Here is an 18238-nt window from a genome sequence, read left to right on the forward strand (position 1 = left end):
TAATGACTATGATATAATCCATAAAGAGATATTCTTCAACAAATAATCAAATGAATCGACAATCCTTTTCGTAATGAACATGGATCGATATGAGGTGTACGAATGTTAATTTTGACATTGCTTATATGTTTTCTTGCCTCTTTTAGTCTAACTCCACTAATTAAAAAATTGGCACTGGCGGTGGGAGCCGTTGACCGGCCATCTGAGCGGAAGGTTCATGCAACAGTGATGCCCCGTCTTGGCGGACTGGCCATCTTTATCAGCTTCATTCTCGGCATCCTGATCGCTCACCCACCGAATAAAACCGTTTGGCCCATTGCTCTTGGGGCATCGGTAATTATACTGACAGGCTTCCTGGATGATAAATTCGAGCTTTCTCCAAAACTTAAGCTCCTGGGACAAATCGCTGCCGCATTAATCATTGTTTTCATGGGGGATATTCAAGTAAATTTTATTAACCTTCCCTTTAATGGAAGGCTTGAACTGGAATGGTTGAGCGCCCCTGTCACGGTGATTTGGATTTTGGCCATCACGAACTCCATCAACTTAATTGATGGATTGGACGGGCTCGCTGCAGGTGTTTCCTCCATTGTGTTGATTACCATCTCGATCATGGCGATGATCATGGGTGATGCATTTGTCCTGATGATTGCGTCTGTAACGTTATTCAGCACACTCGGCTTTCTCTTTCATAATTTTTATCCGGCGAAGATTTTTATGGGAGACACAGGTGCCCTCTTCCTGGGCTTTATTATCGCCGTCGTTTCCCTTCTCGGATTTAAAAATGTAACCATGTTTTCCTTGGTTGTTCCGGTTATCATTTTGGGGGTTCCCATTTCCGATACGATTTTTGCTATCATTCGCCGGATCGTTCATAAACAGCCCATCTCATTGGCAGATAAATCACATCTTCATCATTGTTTACTTCGATTTGGGTTCTCACACCAAAAAACCGTTCTTATTATTTATGCCATGAGCTCGGTTTTCGGACTGGCTGCCATCATTTTTTCCACCTCCACGCTTTGGGGATCCATGATTATACTGGCGCTTCTGACCATCGGAATCGAACTGGTGGTGGAGAGCATAGGACTGGTCAGCCAAAATTACAAACCCGTTTTAAACGCGATCAAACGACCGCAAAAATAAAAACAAGCTGCATCCCTCTATGCAGCTTGTTCGGCTTTCAGACAACGTTCAGTCTGAAAGCTTTTTTAATGGCTGATTTTTTCAAACAGTGTTTCCCAATGCTGGAAATGAAGCTCTTCATTCCATTTTGCTTTTACCTTTTTATACCCTTCCTCCCCCATTGTCTTAGCTTTCTCCGGGTTCTTTAGCAGCTCAAGCATATAGTGGGCCAATTCATCCTGACTGCGGTTTTGGACGAGATATCCATCAACGCCGTGGTCAATGAGATCAGAAGGGCCATATTTAATGTTGTAACTGATCACGGGAGTGTAGTTCGCCATCGATTCCATAATCACAAGGCTGAGCCCCTCATATTTGGAGGTAAGCACCGTAAAAAGGGATTGTTTGAAGACATGTCCCACTTGATCGCAGTACCCTTTTAACTGGACATGCTGCCGTAAATCCATTTCGGCAATCAGTTCTGCGAGTTCTGCCTCTGCCGGTCCCGACCCATGTATTTCAAGCCGGGTTTCCGGGAATTGGCCAACCACCTGTTTAAAGCTTCTGATGGCCTCATCCAGCCCTTTTTCTTCATGCAGCCTGGACACCATCGAAATCAAATGAGGATCCTTTTGAATAGAAAACGTATCCTCCATAGGTGTAACAAAGTGGGGAATCACATAAATGTTCCCCGGATTTCCGTATTGCTCCGCAATGTCCCGCTTCTGTTCTTCAGTTAACAGCACAAGAGCGTCTGCCTCCTTGAACCGGTCCAACAGTTCTTTATGATTCTTTTTAACGTCACTGCCCTTCTTATGAGGATAAGAAAAATGATTGGTATGCACAGCAAGAATCCGGTAAGCCCGGTCTTTGTCGATATCCAAAACTTTGGCTGCGCTGCCAGGCCCGTCGCAAATGACATAGGGTTTCCCTTCCGCCTGTTTGCACATTTTATTCAGCCAGCTGACGTGAAAATCTTCATTGGATGTATACATTTTACAGGTACGGTCTTGGGCATCAAACAAAAATATTTTTTCAGGCTCCCCCGTTTCCTCATCATACCATCGGCTTAAATAACAAAATCCGTCCTCCGTGAAGTAATTCCTCACTGTTGCCTTTCCCGTGGACGGATGAAAGTGCACCTTTCTATACAATTGCCCCTGGTAAAAATCATCCCGCCTCGACCTTATTCGGTTTTCATTAAAGTAATCAATATACTCAAGCTCTCCATGGTCATCACGTTTTTTATCTTTGATTAATACTCCATTTTTAAAATAGCGTTCATGACGCTTACCACGATGAACCACATAATCTTCTTCGGACTCTGAAATGGCTTCTTCTTTATAGCCTGACGTATTTTTTTTGTAAAAATCATGAATGTTCAGGATTTCTACGTCGGGATGCAGCCGCCCCACTCCCTTTAGGGCTGCTTCCACCTCTGGGTAGTTCTTCTTGAAATTCAATGTTAAAAGGGTAACACTGTATCCCCTCTCACACAGAAGCCAGGAGCGGTTCAGCATCACCCTTGTGATTCCTCCCTTATCAATATCAATATTGCCGATGACCATATATACCTTTTTCTTCATGACTGACAAACCTTTCTGTATGGATATTTCTTGTCCATTCCCGTTCGGCTCTTCAATCAATCCTAAATGAAAAAAAAGGGATGAAAGAGAGGGTATCTCTTTCATCCTTTAAATTTATGATTGAAGTTCTTCTTCGTCCTCTTCCCCAATTCCGAGGAAAATACGGTCAACCACCCGTTCACTCGCCTTCCCGTCAATGTCATCAAAGAAGTAGTTTACAAACGGCTGGACCTTTTCCATTTTAAAGTCTTCCCTTTTGATGGTAGAAACCAGCTGGTCTGTTGTTTTGACAAGCGGGCCAGGAATGAAGGAATGGTAATCAAAATAGAAATCCCTTTTTTGAATGTATTCCTCTACATCATACGCAAAGAAAATCATCGGTTTGTTTAACAGAGCGTACTCAAAGCAAACGGAAGAATAATCCGTAATCAGAATATCCGTTACAAATAGGAGATCATTGATTTCCCGGTAAGACGAGAAGTCATAGAAAAATTCGCTGTATTGATAAGGAATGCTAAAATCATTTTTAACAAAAGGGTGAACTTTGAATAAGAAGACATACTCGTCTTTCAGTTCTTCATAAATCTTGTCAAGATTCAGCATTTCCATATTATAATGTGCAGATTGCTGACCGTTGCCCCTGAAGGTAGGCGCAAAGGTAATGACCTTTTTGTCCCTTAAGAATGGAAATTCCTCGTATAATCGATCTTTCACTTCTTTTTGGTAAGCTTCATCAAAGAAAACATCAGTTCTCGGTATTCCGGTAGGTACAACATACTCATCTGAAATGCCGAAGCCTTCAGCATAATACTTACCAATATTATGGGAGCTGACGATGGCTTTTGTGTAATTCCGGTGGTTTAATGACTTCGGAGACGGTCCACCGGGTCTTCCCAAACGGCTGAATCCAAACGTCTTAAATGCCCCAACCGCATGCCAGAGCTGAACCAGCTCAGCCTTATCCCTGATTTTCAGCGGATAGACGAGCGGATAAAAATCATCCAGAACAATAAATTTGGATGTTGCCATATCATATGCAAGCCGGATCAGTTCAGCATAACTCTTCTTGACCCCCACCCCTTTTTTCAGCATGAAATGATAATCAAAGTCGAGATCTCTCTTCAGCATTTCTTCATACACAAACTGAAAATTCCCGCTCATATCTTCACGGCTGTCAGAGGCAAACAACACCTTTTTTTCCTTGATCGGGAAGAGGCAGCAAAAGTTATAAATCTGCTTGAACACTTTGGAATAAAAGAATCGGTAAAATGGCGTTCTTCTGATCGCTTCATCCATATCAAGTTCAGCCGGATCAAAATCCTTCAATTTGGACGAAACCAATTTTAGTGTTTTTACTTCTCGGTCATATGTGGCCAAAAGGTTGTATTTCAAGTGCCTTCTTGCGGAGAAGTACTCCATTTTGGCAGAATAAAAACCATTTGGCAGGAAGGACTCGATATTTCCAAGCGGAAACCTTTTCCTCACCAAATCTTGTCCAGGAACATTCATTTCGATTTCGATATAAAACGTATATTCGGAATCAATCAGCGGTTTGTTCCCCAGCTCAATGCGGGAAAAATTAATCTCCCCCTGAAACCCGGCCCATTTATAATCCTCACTGATTGTTTCATTCAGGTGCAATCCGTCAACTTTTATATCCTGCAATGGAATGTGAATGTCCGGCAGGTTCTTCTTGACCACATTGATCAGTATCAATCTTTTTTTCACATAATCATCTTCGTGAATAGGAATATCGTCCAAGTAATAATAACCTTTGATTTTCATTACCGGGCCCGTAAAGGATAGATGGGTAATCTTCCGTCTGGGCACCAGATTATCTCTGACACCCGCCATTTCCTTTATGAGAGGAAGGGTCGGCTCCAACTGGTCTTTTTTTATGATAACGTGCTTGTCATTAATTATTAAATCCTGGTCAGGAAGTTGCTGCTGCTGGTTATTATTCCTGCCCAGCATCTTTCTCAGTTTTCTTTTAACCCTCGTAATCATTTACTGAACTCCAATCTATTCCTCATTTCTGCTGTATCAAATTGAATGAATGCTTTTATTTCATAATCGCATTTACTAAGCGTTCAGCTGCTCTGCCATCCGCATAGTCAAAGAATCGGTCTCTGAATGCGTTGATTTTCTGATAGTCATACTCACCTTGCTTGACCCAATTCCCCAGCGTCACAGTTTCATTAAAGAACGGACCCGGGATAAAAGACTGGTAATCATAATAAAAGTTGCGTTCAGATTTATATTCTTCCAAATCCGTTGCAAAAAATGCGATGGGACGCCCCAGCAAGCTGTATTCAAAGATAACGGACGAATAATCTGTAATCAGGAGATCTGAAATAATCATTAATTCATTGATGGTAAAGTCCTGCTTGATTTCAAATACAAATTGCTCGACAGAAGGCTCAATCGTCACCGGGGTTTTAATATACGGATGCAAATGAACAAGCAGGGCATACTCGTCTCCCAGTACCTTTTGCATTGCTCCAAAATGGATCGGGCATTCAAATTGATCCTGGTAATGGCTCTTTCCCCGAAAGGTCGGCGCATAAAGGAGCAATTTCTTGTTCTTCAGCTGCGGGTATTTTTCATAAAAACGGTTCTTCACCTTCGCATGCTTATCTTTCATGAAGAAGTAATCCGTTCTCGGCACCCCCCATGGCTTGATTTTCTCTTCTTCCATATCAAACGCTTCCGCATAATATGGAATAACCTCTGATGAACTGACGGCCACCTTTGAATAGTTCGAATGGACCTTCACATGCTCCAAATACTTTCGGCTCGGGCCAAACGAGTTGTCAATCGTACTGTAACCAAACTTTTTAAACGCACCGGCCGCATGCCATAACTGTATGATTTCCGATCCCTTTCTTGGCTTGATGCAATAAACCGGAAAGTAATAGTCATCAATAAAAAAATATTTGGAAGTCGCCAGATGATAGCTGGCCTTAATCATGTGCAACACGTAATCCAGTTTTCCTGCAAATGAGGAATCGAACTTCTTTAATAAGAAAAACATATCATATTGCTGCTTCCTGGTTCGTTGAATCTCTTTATAAACGTAAGCAAGATTACCCGTAAGCTTATCGGATCGATAAGACGCAAAGGTAACCTTGTTCATTTTTAATGGAAAGAGGATGGAACAGAGGAAGAAGATCACACGGATAAATTGCTTGACTGCTATGGTGGGCAGCAATTTCAAGAATGACATTTTCCATCCTCCCCTTTCATTTTTTTATGGCAGGGAAAGATATTCAATTAGATTTTCCACTCCATAATTGTTTTTCCCCAAGATGTTGTCAAATCCTTCTCAAACGCATCGATGATGTCCTGAATTGTACGTACTTCGTGAACGGAACCAACCAGCAATTCGAGGTACTCCACGACTTCCGGAATCTCTTTCATAAATTCAACGGTGTTGACAAAGTCCGCTTTGCCGCTTCGGCTGCTTCCAATAACCGTCAACCCTTTTTCCAGGATCATACGGGTATTGATTTCTACAGGATATTCGGAAACTCCGAGGATCGCAATGGAACCTTCCGGATGGATGTAGTCAATGATTTGATTAATCGCGTCCTGGCTCCCTTTGCCGCCTGCACATTCAAATGCATGGTCAATCCGGACATCATCAGGAATTTCGTCAATATTATACGCTTCATCAATAAAGGAAAAGTGCTCCATCTTATATTTGGTTTTTCCAAACAGATAGACCTTGCTGTTCGGATAACGCTTTTTAAGAATAAGAGCAGAAATAAATCCAAGGTTTCCGTCTCCCCATACGCCAAACGTATCTCTTCTGCTGTGTGCCTTCTGTTCAAAACGTACGAGCGCGTGCATGGTAATGGTAATCAGCTCGATAAAAGCCGCTACATGAGGGCTCATGTCTTCGGGTAGCTGCACCAGCCTGTCTCTTTTAAGAAAAACATAGTCCTGCATAAAACCGTCATATCCGCTGGAGCGAAACTTACTGGATCTTAAATAGTTTTCTGCAATAATGTCATCTTCTTCAGTCGGTATATTGGGAACCATAACAACCGGAGTTCCTGCTTTGAATTCCCCTTTTGCATCATACACGACCTTGCCGATCCCTTCGTGAATCAAAGCCATCGGCAATTTTTTGGCCATGGTCTGTTTTCCGCGGGTGCCTGTGTAATACCGCTGATCCGCAGCGCAAATGGATAAGTGTGTAGGGCGAACGACCACATAATCCGTCTGAAGAGACTCATCATTGTATGTCACTTCAAATTGGCGGGGAGAAACTAACCGATATACTTGATTAATCATCGGCCGATGCTCTCCTGGATAATGGCATTTGCCACTTTAAGATCATACGGTGTAGTTACTTTGATGTTGAACACTTCGCCCTTAACCAACTTCACATTCTCCCCTTTGAGCGCGCAAATTTTGCAGGCATCAGTCAGGATGTTTTTTTGTTCATCACTTAGGGAATGATAATGGTCCACAAGCATTTTAATATTAAAGCTTTGCGGTGTTTGTCCTTGATACATTGAGCTTCGGACAGGAATATTGGAGATGATTTCTCCGTCTGTGGATTCAATAATGGTATCAATCGCTTCAATCACTGTATCAACAGCTCTGTATTCCAAAGCGGAATCAATGTTTTCTTCAATAATCCGGTGAGTCAGGAACGGACGAACCGAATCATGTGTAACGATCACATCATCATCATTAAGGCCGAATGTTTTCTCAATATAGTTAATTCCGCTCATAATGGAATCATTTCGGTCCTTTCCGCCTTCAACCACAACAATGCGGTCATCACCAGCTATATATTTTTTGATGATATCTTTTGTATGAATTATCCACTCTTTAGGTGAAACCACCAAAATTTTATCAAACCGGTCGTTTAGAATAAACTTCTCAATTGTATGAATAATGATCGGTTTATTGTTCAATGTTAAAAATTGCTTGGGCATGTTGATATTCCCCATTCGGGTTCCTTTTCCGCCCGCAAGAATCTCTGCATAGATCACAAATGTCAGCTCCTTTTTCAGTAATACACCCTCTGATTTCTTTCTCTATTTAAAGTACCCTTACTTACATATTCGAAATCCAGTATATTTTTTGACGTTATTTATCACATCTTGTTGATTGATGTCAAAATGTCTAAATTAAAATATAACACCAACCTATGTTCTTGACAATCAATAGACAATTATTGTCAAAAATTTGTAATAGGTCATAATACCTCGACAACAAATAGATCTTTTTGACGAAAAATGTGGAGATAAAGGTTTCAACTGCACAGAAAAAGGTTACTAACAGTGTGGCTGGTAAATTCATGCACGCGGTTGACGCATTTTATCAGCTTTCGTTAAAATAAATAACCGTATATTGCTCGGAGTTTTGGTAAACAGGGGAAGGAGGAAATTATGGCCAGCAAACGCATACCATGGTTTGATAACATAAAAGGTCTTTTGATATTCATGGTCGTATTCGGACATTCAATCGAAATATACAGGGACTGGGATGGAAATACCCTGCCTTTGTACTTGTACAACGCTATTTATACATTTCATATGCCTTTATTTATCATCATTAGCGGCTATTTCTACCGGCCGAACAAATTTAAGCGAACCGTCCAGCTTTTTGCCGTCTTTTTAATCTGGCAGTTGATCAACGGGGTGCTCTCAAAATTAATTAATGACCAGGAGATGATTACTCTTCACTCGGACAGCAGGGTCCTCGATTTGCTTCAGCCTTACTGGACCATGTGGTTTTTGTTGGGAATTATCGTCTGGGGCATGATTACACCTTATGTGACCAAATTACGATTTCCGCTGATTACAGCTATCGCACTTGCAATTTGGGTCAGTTACGTAAATGATGTGACCACTTGGTTTTCGTTGAGAAAACTTGTTAATTTCTATCCATATTTCTTGATTGGCTATTTATTGGCTGAAAAAAATATCTTAAAAGCTTTGGCTGCGCGCTCCAAAACGTGGAAGATGCCAGGAAAATGGGTTTCAGCCTCTGTCATTCTCGGCTTTCTTGGGTTTATGGTCATTTTCACCAACCATAATTGGGATACTGCCATTACGTTCATGAGGGATTCTTACAGCCATTTTGAATGGTCATTCGTGAAAGGCGCTCTCATACAGATTGCCATTTACGTTGGAGTTACTGTTCTATCCATCGCCATTATGCTTTTAACTTCTCAGGACAAGCAGCTTGTCCTGTTCAATAAATTAGGCATCTATTCGATTTTCATCTATTTGATTCATTCATCCATTGTTCGGGTGTATCGAGGCTTGCTTCCTGATCAAGTCGCTGAACATCCTATAGCGCTGATTGCAGTCGCTGCTCTATTTGCCCTCTTTACGTGTTGGCTCATCACCAGGAAGTTCATCATTAATCTATTTAAACCGTTGGTTGAGCCGAAAATGGATTGGCTGTTAAGAAATGAACAGAAGCCACAGCCGTCATCGTTAAAAAATAAAGAATTTGTTTCCTAAAAAAAGGATGCCAGCATGGTTTGCTGGCATCCTTTTTAGTATGGCGCTTATGCGCGAAAAGCATCTGGGCGTTCAGTTCTGAGTCCGTAATGATACAGTATGGCTTCAACAATCCGCCGGGAGGCCTGGCCATCACCATAAGGATTGGAGGCTCTCGCCATTTCTTCATATGCCTGGCCGTTGGTAAGAAGTTCACTCGTGATAGTGTAAATGTTTTCTTCTTCCGTTCCAACGAGTCTTAACGTACCTGCCGCAATCCCCTCCGGCCGTTCCGTATTGTTCCGGAGCACCAGTACCGGGACTCCGAGCGAAGGAGCTTCCTCTTGCACCCCGCCGCTGTCAGTCAAAATAAGATAAGCCCGGGAAGCAAAATTATGAAAATCGATGACCCCAAGCGGATCAATCAAATGAATTCTCGGGTCGTTCCCCAGGATTTCAGCTGCAAGTTCCCTTACCGCAGGATTTAAATGGACAGGGTAAACAACCTGTACATCTTCATAATCTTCTACAAGCCTTTTGATCGCTTTAAAAATATTCTTCATTGGCTCCCCCAGGTTTTCGCGCCGGTGAGCGGTAACGAGAATCATCCGGTCTTTCCCGACTTTCTCCAGCACTTCATGAGTATAAACCTCTTGAATCGTCGTTTTTAAGGCATCAATAGCTGTGTTTCCCGTAATAAAAATAGTGTCCCCGGTTTTGTTCTCCTCCAACAGGTTCTTTGCAGCCGCACCGGTTGGCGAAAAATGCAAATCTGACATTACCCCTGTCAGCTGGCGGTTTAACTCTTCAGGAAATGGAGAGTATTTGTTCCACGTACGAAGACCCGCTTCAACATGGGCAACTTCGATTTGCTGATAATAAGCAGCCAGACTCGCCGCAAACGTCGTCGTTGTATCACCATGGACAAGCACAAGGTCAGGCTTCACTTCGGTAAGGATTCCTTCGAGGCCTGCCAGGGCTTTAATCGTAATCTGGCTTAACGTTTGCCGGTCTTGCATAATATTTAAATCATAGTCGGGTATAATGCTGAAGGTGTCCAGTACCGCATCAAGCATTTGCCGATGCTGGGCCGTTACTGTTACGACTGGTTCGATTTCTTCAGGATACTTTTTTAATTCCATGACGAGAGGAGCCATTTTCACAGCTTCCGGACGGGTTCCGAAGATCGTCATGACTTTGATTTTCTTTTTCATCATGTATTACCTCGCTCATTCACGGCAGTCTATACCTTGATTCATTAGTGTATCATGCTACCTTTATTTTATCTTTCCGTCAATCCTGCTACAAGAATCAGAAAAAATATTTGCAATTCCATGTTTAGCTTCAGGAAGAGGCGGGTACTTTCTTAATATAAGCCACCACCTAACCCCTAACCCCAAAAAAGAACGTCCATCCTTCGGGATGGACGTTCTTTTTGTTTGCCTGTTCTCATTTTCTAATAGAGCTGCTTGGATCCGAGATAACGGCTGCTCCAGTACGATAGCCCAAAATCACTTACGGTCACACCGGATGATCCGCTGTGTACGAAGCGGTTGTTGCCAATATAAATCCCTGCATGGGAAGGGCCTTTTTTGTATGTTTCAAAAAAGACAATATCCCCTACTTTTGGGCTGCTTACGACTTTCCCCACATTCCATATGGAAGCGACGGTCCTAGGAAGCTGGATATTTTGCTTTTTGAATAGATACACCAAAAATCCGCTGCAATCAAAACCTTCGGAAACCGTATTGCCGCCCCAAGTATAGGGTGTCCCGACAAGCTCTGCTGCGTCTCCTACAAGGTTGATTACATTAAAAGCTTTTGCAGGTGTTTGCGGTTTAGCTGGTTCAATCCCCTTCTGTTTCACTTCTGCCTTGATTTTTTCGATGGTCTTGCTGTCTGCGATTCCGGTCGTGGAAAGTGCATTTGCCTTTTGGAATGACTTCACGCTGGCTTCTGTGATCTTTCCGAAGATCGAATCCACTTTATATGTATAAAAGCCAAGTACCTTTAAGTTGGATTGAAGCTGATAAACCTCCTGGCCGGTGGAATGAAGTTTTAAACCCTGAACAACTGGTGTGGTGTCATTCTTTTTTCCGGCTACCTCCTTAAGTTTTTCCATTGTTCTGCTGTCCGCAACTCCTGTAACCGGGAGCTTGCAGGTGCGCTGAAATGATTTTACCCCTGCTTCTGTAATTCTGCCAAAAATGCTGTCCAGGTTGTACTTGTAATATCCCAGCGCCTTTAAACTGGACTGGAGTTCATACACCTTTTGACCTCTGTCATTCTTTTGCAGCCCGTCAGGTACGGCTGGTGCCGGCGTTTTAACAGGTGCAGGCGAAGCGGATGAAAAAATGGCTTTTTGCGTTTTATCATCTGCGATCCCCGTTACGGAAAGGTGGTTTGACCGCTGATACGACTTGACTGCTTCTGCCGTAATTCTTCCGTAATAGCCAGTGATTTTGGAGTAGGTAAAAAACTTAAGTTCCCTCAGACGTTTTTGCAGCCGGTCTACCTCATACCCCTGTGAGCCTTGTTTCAGGGTGGTATAGCCTGCCGCCTTTTTGGGAGCCGGAGCTGCTGTTTTTTTTGTGATTGCCTTTACCGTCATCTTCCCTGTCACACCATCGATCACAAGATGATGTTTTCGTTGAAACTCTTTGACAGCATTGGTGGTAAGTGGTCCATAGTAACCGGTAATGTACTTGGACTTTAAATAACCTTGCTTCATAAGTTCCCGCTGCAGTTCTTTGACATCAGGATTCTTCATTCCGTTTTTCAACACTTGATCTCCTAATGCCGCCTCACCTTTTGATGGAAGCAAAAGAATAGCCCCCGCGCATGCCGAGGAAATGACCAGAGTTTTGACCGCATTTGCGTTACCCTTTTTCAAATGTATATTCCTCCTTATTCGACCATAAGTGCCATATACTTCTAAATATAGCGGAATAAAACGTCCGAACACAAGTAAATTTTAAATTTTTTGTATATTTAGGAAGAAAGTTGGGGTTTCCTCCGCTAAATTCCTCTATCATGAAAAAAACGGGACTGAAGTCCTCTCTTTTTAAGTATCGGCATAATCATTTGTATCTTTAGTCACTTTTCTTTTTTAATCCAGAGAACCTAAAAAAGCAAAGGCCGGATACCTTTTGGGTACCCGGCCTTTACTAATTTTCAGTGCTAACGATTAGCGGATTTCCGCTTTCAGCTTATAAGCATGAACAGAGGCATTGCCATTAAGGTCTTTAACTTTAATGTGGTATGTTCCTTTGCCCAGTGTGGCATAAAGGACTTCAGCGTCTCCGCTGCCGTAATAGTCGCTTTTTGCCACTTGCTTGCCATTCTTGTAAACCGTAATCACACCATCAATGTCCAGTGAGGTATCGAGCGTCAGCTTCACTTTTGATTTTTTGCTGAGCGTCCATTTGTACCAGTCGGCATCTCCCCCACTTTGACTGACCACATTGAAATAACCAGTTCCACTATAGGATTTGCTGTTTATTTTTTTCAGTGACAGCGGTTTGGACGGTTTGTTTCCTTTGATGACTGATTGGGTATCTTCATCCTTCTTCATTGCCGATTGCACTTGCAGGGTATACGGAATGAAGGAAAGCTCCGGTGTGTTATCGAAAAAGCCCATTCCGATCAAGAAATACCCCTTGCCCTTTCTCGTTTGGAACGATCCTCTTGTTTCCGAGCCATAAATCCCTTTATATACCTCGCGGGCAGTATCTGCTTCGAAATCATCCAGTTTGCGGTTGCCGTTTTTATCATCGACCAATAAAACCAACCCATAATAATCCTGCAGCAGCTCACTTGGGTACTTCGCTTTCAACGCTTTTGTTGCTGTTCCCTTCGTCAGGGACACGTTGGAGATTCCTGTCTCTTTTGCCTTGAAGTAGAAAGCATCGATATCTCCAGTCGTCGAGAACATTCCAGTCGCTTTGTTGTTTTTAAGATCTTTGACATGGTTGAGATCATCATTCGGCTCATTCTTATCATTTGGATTGGCTACCAGAAGCTTGGAGCTGAATTGATATGGATCATACAGCATGGAATCTGTTGTGTAATCGTTGCTGACACGGATAAAATATTTTTTCCCTTTCTTAAAGTCAGCAATTACATGGTCCTTCAACTCACCGGTCCACCAGTCCATATTTTCGGCGACATATCCAAGTTCAAGAGTTGAATCACCATTTTCATCCTTTTCCTTGATCAGTTGATACACCTCAAAGCTATACTTTTCCCCAGTTCCTAAGGTGAAACTATAGATGCTGTCCTGCTTTGGCGTGAATGCAAACCAGTCTTCGTCAATTTGCTGCTGAAGACCACCTGTTTTTTTCGTTCCAAGGGAGTATGGCAGCGCATTGTCCACGATATCCTGGACCTCGATCATATCCTCGTCTTCTTCGTCATCCATAATCACTACAACGCTTTGCGCGTGCGATTTTTTACGTTCTTTCTGTTTGAGTGATGCATATTCTTTCACGTTAATTTTCTTGGCTGCCAGTTCTCCTTCAGGTGATTCATCTTCATCGGTATATGGCAGACCGTCCTCATCCGGGCCAATTTTCTTGTTCTCTACTGCAATAGTGTATGGAATAGCAGAAGGTTCAGGAGCATCTGCTTCCAGCATGGATTCATCCATGAAAAAGTCAAACATACCATCCATAATCTCTGCCTGGTTGGTTGTGCTCACCATGTAATTCACGCCAGGTACCGCTTCAAATACAATCGTCTCTCCTTTTCCATAGCCATTGGCATTCTGATAGAACATGGGCTCCATCAGTTGCTCTTCAGATTCCTCATCACTGAGCATTCCTTCTTCCGGATCCTCATCGCTATAAGGATCCTCGGCGTAAACCTTCAGCATGCTGTTCACACCTGGTACACCGCTTGTTTTTACTTTGACAACCCGCGGCTTGTCTACCTTAAATGTGTAGAAATCCTCATCTTCATTTTCTCCGGTAAACGTCCCGTGGGCACGATAAGGAAACTTTGACATGTTAGATGGTTTTTCCATCGTATTCTTGTCCGTCGGAATGCTCGAAAGCCGCTTGATTTTCAGAGAATAACGGGAGGTGGCTGCTTTGGAATCATCATAGTTTCCATTCACATCACTTACCCCGATGGCCAGTGTTCCGCTGAATGGCGCTTTAAAAAGCTTTCCTTCTGTGCCGTTTTTCTTCAGCTTGTCGACATCCACCATCGTCCTGCTGTCTGTGCCGTACAGATGGATTTTGTACTTCAGATCGTAGTTTTTGGATCCTGTAAGGAACGTTTGAATATATTCACCCTTCTTCACTTCAAACTTTACCCATCTTTCTTCAGAAGCTTTGGTGATCTTGCCTTCTTTTGCATACTCCTTGTTGATTTTTGGAGATATGGATGAGGCAGCTTGAAGTACTTCACGCTCGGTTTGCGGCCGTTTTACACTGGCAGGTATTTTCTTTACATTGAATTTCATTGCTGCCAATGGCTGAACAAGTCCGTGTGCATATTTTGAATCAAAACCTTTGGCACCTAAATCCTTGGTGGTGTGTTCCAAAATGTACTCTACCTGTGCCGGTTTCAATGTTGGATATTTTGAGAGAATGAGGGAAGCCGTTCCCGCCACTACAGGAGTTGCCATACTGGTTCCGCTCATGGTTTCAAAGGTTGATTTCTTTTCATAATCATACAGAGGAGCATAGACATTTTCCCCAGGCGCTACAATGTCCACAGACGGACCATAATTGGAGTACCAGGAAAGCTTGTTTTTGGCATTCGTGGAGCCGACGCTGATAACTCCTTCATATGCTGCAGGGTAGGAAAGCTCATCTGTTTCCTCATTGCCGGCTGCCGCTACGATTGTTACGTTTGCCTTTACTGCCGTTTTTACCGCTTCTTCAATCAGCGGAGAAGACGCATAGCCGCCAAGGCTCATGTTAATCACTTTGGCTCCATCATTCACAGCGCGCAGGATGGCATCTGCAATGGAATAATCGTAGGCACCGCCCCCACGGTCAAAAACATCGTAAGAAAGAATCTTAGCGTTTGGATTGACTCCATATCCGCCCACTCCATTTCCTTTTTTCGCTGCGATAATTCCACTGACATGTGTGCCATGAAAATCAGGCAGCGCCTGGTTCATTGGGTCATCCACATTTACGCTTTTGACGACCTGTCCTTTAAGCTCGGGGTGGTTTCGGTCTACACCCTGGTCAATGACAGCCACTTTCACCGCGTTTTTGCCGGCAAGCTTTTGCGCCTTTTCAATTTGCAGAAGGGATAAGCTGTATTGCTTATTTACCTTGGGATCCGGGGTGGAAAGTGTTTTGGACAGCACACTTGGAGAAACACCGGTGACTTTCCCCATTTTTTGATAAGCTTTCATGGCTTGATCAAATTTATTTTTATTGCTCACTTTTACAACCGTCATATTGTACTGGCTGAATGAGCGGATTACCCTTCCTCCGGCTTTTTTATGATCGTTTGCCGTCAGTGGCTTGGTGTACTTGATGACCAGTGTATCATCACTGAACAGCGGCTTATGATTATCCTTTTTGTTTGCTTTTTTAACATTTTCAAGTGCAGCCGGTACACTTGATGTTTTCCCCGCGGATGGTGCTTTGACTTCCGCGTGCACAGCAGAATAGCCTGTCACCAGCAAACTGGCAGACAAACCTACCGCAGTCATTTGTTTTTTCCAATTTTTCATCTGTGCTCCTCCAAAATTCAGTATAAATTCTTACTTTTTCACTGTCCTTGGTTCTCTTTTCCTCCCACCCCGCTTTTCAAAAGCATTCTTTTTTATTTGACAAAAATTAGTAAATACCTCTTTTTTTTACAAAAATACGAAACTTTTTTTAAACAAACAAAAAAGACTCTCCTTTTAAGGAAAGTCTCTTCGTGTGTCATCCACTTATTTAAGCTTCATAGTATATGATTTTGTGGACCAATGATTGTTTGCTTCGTATACCGTTATATAGCTGGTGCCTGATTTAAGCTTGGCAGACCACACTTCTCCTTTGCCAATCCCATTCTTATCCTGGATTTTTTCATAGGTAAGGCGTCCGTTCTTATCCATGCGGTTTACAGCAATGACTGGATCCATCCCTTTAACGGCAGATACTTCAATTCTCACATTTCGGTCTTTAGCTAACTTGAATTTGAACATGTCCCCGTCAAACGGTAGATTAAAGCGATCGGTATAGGATTTTCCAAGACTAACCAACTTTGCCTTGGAAGGCATATCGGCTGCATCACCTGCTGTTGACGGCATTTTAACCTGCAAAGCCTTCGCAGCTTCCACTCTTCCATAACCATAAAAATCGGAAAGACCCGCCGCATTTTTATACCGGTCTGGCGTAAACGCCGATTTCTCAAGCATATACTCGATTTGCTGAGGCTTCAAAGAAGGATTCTTGCTTAATAAAAGTGAAGCTACACCTGATACCATGGGTGCTGAAAACGAGGTACCCGACACATCCTTGCTGCCATACGTACCGTTTCTCTTTGTTGTCATGATCTCCGTTCCCGGTGCGGTCAAATCAAGCTGCGGTCCGCGGCTTGAAAAAGGTGCAATCACATCGTTATACCTTGTCGCTCCGACACTGATCACTTGCGGATACGCCGCAGGATAACTGACACCATACACCGGATGTTCATTTCCCGAGGCCGCAACCAGCGTAATCCCTTTACTCACAGCCTCCAGAACAGCATCGTACTGGGCCTCGCTTGGTTCTCCTCCCCCAAAGCTCATGTTAATCACTTTTGCACCGTGGTCTATCGCGTAATGAAGGCCGGCGACAATGCTTGAGCTTGGGAAGCTGACCTTGCCGCCGACACGGACAGGGAGAATCCTGACGTTGTTATTGATTCCGCTGATGCCTCTTTTGTTGTCAACCGCAGCTGCAATAATGCCGGACACTTCGGTTCCATGCCCCACTGTATCGTCAGCTGTTTTAAAATGGTTCACAAAGTCCTTGCCTTTTAATACCTTGCCTTTTAGGTCCGGATGATCCGCATCTACTCCGGTATCCAAAACAGCCACGATGACCGGTTTTTGTCCGGCAGTCGGGTTGCCCAGATTTTTTGTCCAGTGAATCTTTTTCAGTGCCCATTGCTGGCTGTACAGCCGATCGTTAGGTTCCCCTGAAACGGCTGTTTTTTGAGCAAGATAGTTGGGTTCTGCATAATCAACAGCAGTGTCTTTCTGCACCTTGGCAAGTATGGTTTCATAATCACGTTGAGAGGGAACAGCGAAAACTTGTATTCCTTCTTCTTTTAAGATGTCAGGTTCGGTGACAGATACCAGCCCATAGGAAGCAGGGTTGAATTTTTCTGATTTTATTATTTTTACAATCAGTTCTCTCTTGTTTATCCTGGCTAAATCGATAGCTGCTTTTGGCGGATTAATCGTTTGTGTACTAAAATATGTATTCCGTTGCGAAAGTCCGTTGTCCTTTGCATAAACAGAGGTGCCAAACAGACCTGCCCCCATGATTCCTGCGGTTAAAACCGCTAGCGAACGTTTTAATGTTTTCATGCTGTTTTCTCCTATTTTCTGTCTGGTTTTATTGGATTATTATATCACTTTTCTTTTCTAGTAAAATGAATTTTTTTAAAATTATTGGAAGTAGTCTTTGAGACATTATGTTACAAATAGACACAAATCGGGTATTGATTGGAAAGTTATTTTCATTATTTAAATAACAGCTGGGAGGGGAAAGAAAAATGTTGAAGGTAGTCGGTGTTTATAAAACCGAGCAGGAAGCGGTTGATCAGCGAAATGATATTAAAACGGAACACGAAAACGGAACCTTTATCGTGGTTGGCCCATATGAAACCATTGAAGAAAAACAAGATAACGAACAAATCATCCAGCATTTTTTGGACCAATCCGACAACTCCTCTTTTTCACAGAATCTTTCCGGAAAAGAACGGCTAATTTTTCTCGGAGTTTCCCATGAAGAAGCAGAACATTACGGATCCCATTTGGAAACTGGAGAATTTTTGTTATTGGAGGAATAAGTAAGGATTTTTTCATTTAAAAAGGCATTCTGCAAATCGCAG

At 42.8% G+C, this 18238-nt stretch carries 12 protein-coding genes; 3 read left to right on the forward strand and 9 right to left on the reverse strand.

The genetic code is table 11. The features are described 5' to 3' along the window. Window positions 1–102: 102 nt before the first annotated feature. Window positions 103–1146: a glycosyltransferase family 4 protein gene (locus QNH15_RS21925; protein WP_283890553.1), complete on the forward strand. Its 1044-nt coding sequence runs from the start codon at window positions 103–105 to the stop codon at window positions 1144–1146. Window positions 1147–1211: 65 nt separating this feature from the next. On the opposite strand, the gene QNH15_RS21930 is transcribed toward QNH15_RS21925, so the two are convergent. From QNH15_RS21930 to QNH15_RS21950, 5 genes are all read right to left on the reverse strand, one after another. Further along, window positions 1212–2711 carry a glycosyltransferase gene (locus QNH15_RS21930; RefSeq protein ID WP_283890555.1) on the reverse strand — a complete coding sequence of 500 codons (1500 nt, stop codon included), beginning with the start codon at window positions 2709–2711 and terminating at the stop codon, window positions 1212–1214. Between the two features lie 114 nt (window positions 2712–2825). Continuing rightward, a complete protein-coding gene (locus QNH15_RS21935) occupies window positions 2826–4718 on the reverse strand; it encodes a CDP-glycerol glycerophosphotransferase family protein (RefSeq protein WP_283890557.1) in 1893 nt (630 codons plus the stop codon). A 55-nt stretch (window positions 4719–4773) separates the two neighbouring features. Then, window positions 4774–5937 carry a CDP-glycerol glycerophosphotransferase family protein gene (locus QNH15_RS21940; protein ID WP_283890559.1) on the reverse strand — a complete coding sequence of 388 codons (1164 nt, stop codon included), beginning with the start codon at window positions 5935–5937 and terminating at the stop codon, window positions 4774–4776. A gap of 47 nt (window positions 5938–5984) precedes the next feature. Continuing rightward, a complete protein-coding gene (locus tag QNH15_RS21945; protein ID WP_283890561.1) occupies window positions 5985–7010 on the reverse strand; it encodes a ribitol-5-phosphate dehydrogenase in 1026 nt (341 codons plus the stop codon). Further along, entirely contained in the window at window positions 7007–7720 is a 714-nt protein-coding gene (locus QNH15_RS21950) for an IspD/TarI family cytidylyltransferase (RefSeq protein ID WP_129479753.1), read from the reverse strand. Before QNH15_RS21950 ends, QNH15_RS21945 begins: the two co-directional genes overlap by 4 nt. 399 nt (window positions 7721–8119) lie before the next feature. Here QNH15_RS21950 and QNH15_RS21955 point away from each other — a divergent pair, with 399 nt between their 5' ends. Beyond that, on the forward strand, window positions 8120–9202 hold the full coding sequence (locus QNH15_RS21955) for an acyltransferase family protein (protein ID WP_283890563.1): 1083 nt from the start codon (window positions 8120–8122) through the stop codon (window positions 9200–9202). Between the two features lie 47 nt (window positions 9203–9249). On the opposite strand, the gene wecB is transcribed toward QNH15_RS21955, so the two are convergent. From wecB to QNH15_RS21975, 4 genes are all read right to left on the reverse strand, one after another. Then, window positions 9250–10395 (reverse strand): non-hydrolyzing UDP-N-acetylglucosamine 2-epimerase, encoded by a 1146-nt coding sequence (gene wecB / locus QNH15_RS21960; RefSeq protein WP_283895709.1) that lies wholly within the window; start codon window positions 10393–10395, stop codon window positions 9250–9252. A gap of 242 nt (window positions 10396–10637) precedes the next feature. Then, on the reverse strand, window positions 10638–12074 hold the full coding sequence (locus QNH15_RS21965; RefSeq protein WP_283890565.1) for a C40 family peptidase: 1437 nt from the start codon (window positions 12072–12074) through the stop codon (window positions 10638–10640). A gap of 294 nt (window positions 12075–12368) precedes the next feature. After that, complete coding sequence (locus QNH15_RS21970) at window positions 12369–15881, reverse strand: S8 family serine peptidase (RefSeq protein ID WP_283890567.1); 3513 nt, start codon at window positions 15879–15881, stop codon at window positions 12369–12371. Window positions 15882–16085: 204 nt separating this feature from the next. Next, the gene (locus tag QNH15_RS21975) at window positions 16086–17711 is read right to left on the reverse strand and encodes a S8 family peptidase (RefSeq protein ID WP_283890569.1); all 1626 of its coding nucleotides are present in this window, start codon (window positions 17709–17711) and stop codon (window positions 16086–16088) included. Window positions 17712–17899: 188 nt separating this feature from the next. On the opposite strand from QNH15_RS21975, the gene QNH15_RS21980 reads away from it, so the two are divergent. Further along, window positions 17900–18196: a hypothetical protein gene (locus tag QNH15_RS21980; RefSeq protein WP_283890571.1), complete on the forward strand. Its 297-nt coding sequence runs from the start codon at window positions 17900–17902 to the stop codon at window positions 18194–18196. Window positions 18197–18238 lie beyond the last annotated feature (42 nt).

It is taken from the genome of Fictibacillus enclensis, assembly GCF_030123385.1.
Classification (GTDB): Bacteria; Bacillota; Bacilli; order Bacillales; family Fictibacillaceae; genus Fictibacillus_C; species Fictibacillus_C enclensis.

Coding starts and splice junctions, on each gene's coding strand:
- QNH15_RS21980 (WP_283890571.1), top strand. CDS start 17,900: ATGTTGAAGGTAGTCGGTGTTTATAAAACCGAGCAGGAAGCGGTTGAT.
- QNH15_RS21925 (WP_283890553.1), top strand. CDS start 103: ATGTTAATTTTGACATTGCTTATATGTTTTCTTGCCTCTTTTAGTCTA.
- wecB (WP_283895709.1), bottom strand. CDS start 10,395: ATGAAAAAGAAAATCAAAGTCATGACGATCTTCGGAACCCGTCCGGAA.
- QNH15_RS21975 (WP_283890569.1), bottom strand. CDS start 17,711: ATGAAAACATTAAAACGTTCGCTAGCGGTTTTAACCGCAGGAATCATG.
- QNH15_RS21940 (WP_283890559.1), bottom strand. CDS start 5,937: ATGTCATTCTTGAAATTGCTGCCCACCATAGCAGTCAAGCAATTTATC.
- QNH15_RS21955 (WP_283890563.1), top strand. CDS start 8,120: ATGGCCAGCAAACGCATACCATGGTTTGATAACATAAAAGGTCTTTTG.
- QNH15_RS21970 (WP_283890567.1), bottom strand. CDS start 15,881: ATGAAAAATTGGAAAAAACAAATGACTGCGGTAGGTTTGTCTGCCAGT.
- QNH15_RS21930 (WP_283890555.1), bottom strand. CDS start 2,711: ATGAAGAAAAAGGTATATATGGTCATCGGCAATATTGATATTGATAAG.
- QNH15_RS21945 (WP_283890561.1), bottom strand. CDS start 7,010: ATGATTAATCAAGTATATCGGTTAGTTTCTCCCCGCCAATTTGAAGTG.
- QNH15_RS21935 (WP_283890557.1), bottom strand. CDS start 4,718: ATGATTACGAGGGTTAAAAGAAAACTGAGAAAGATGCTGGGCAGGAAT.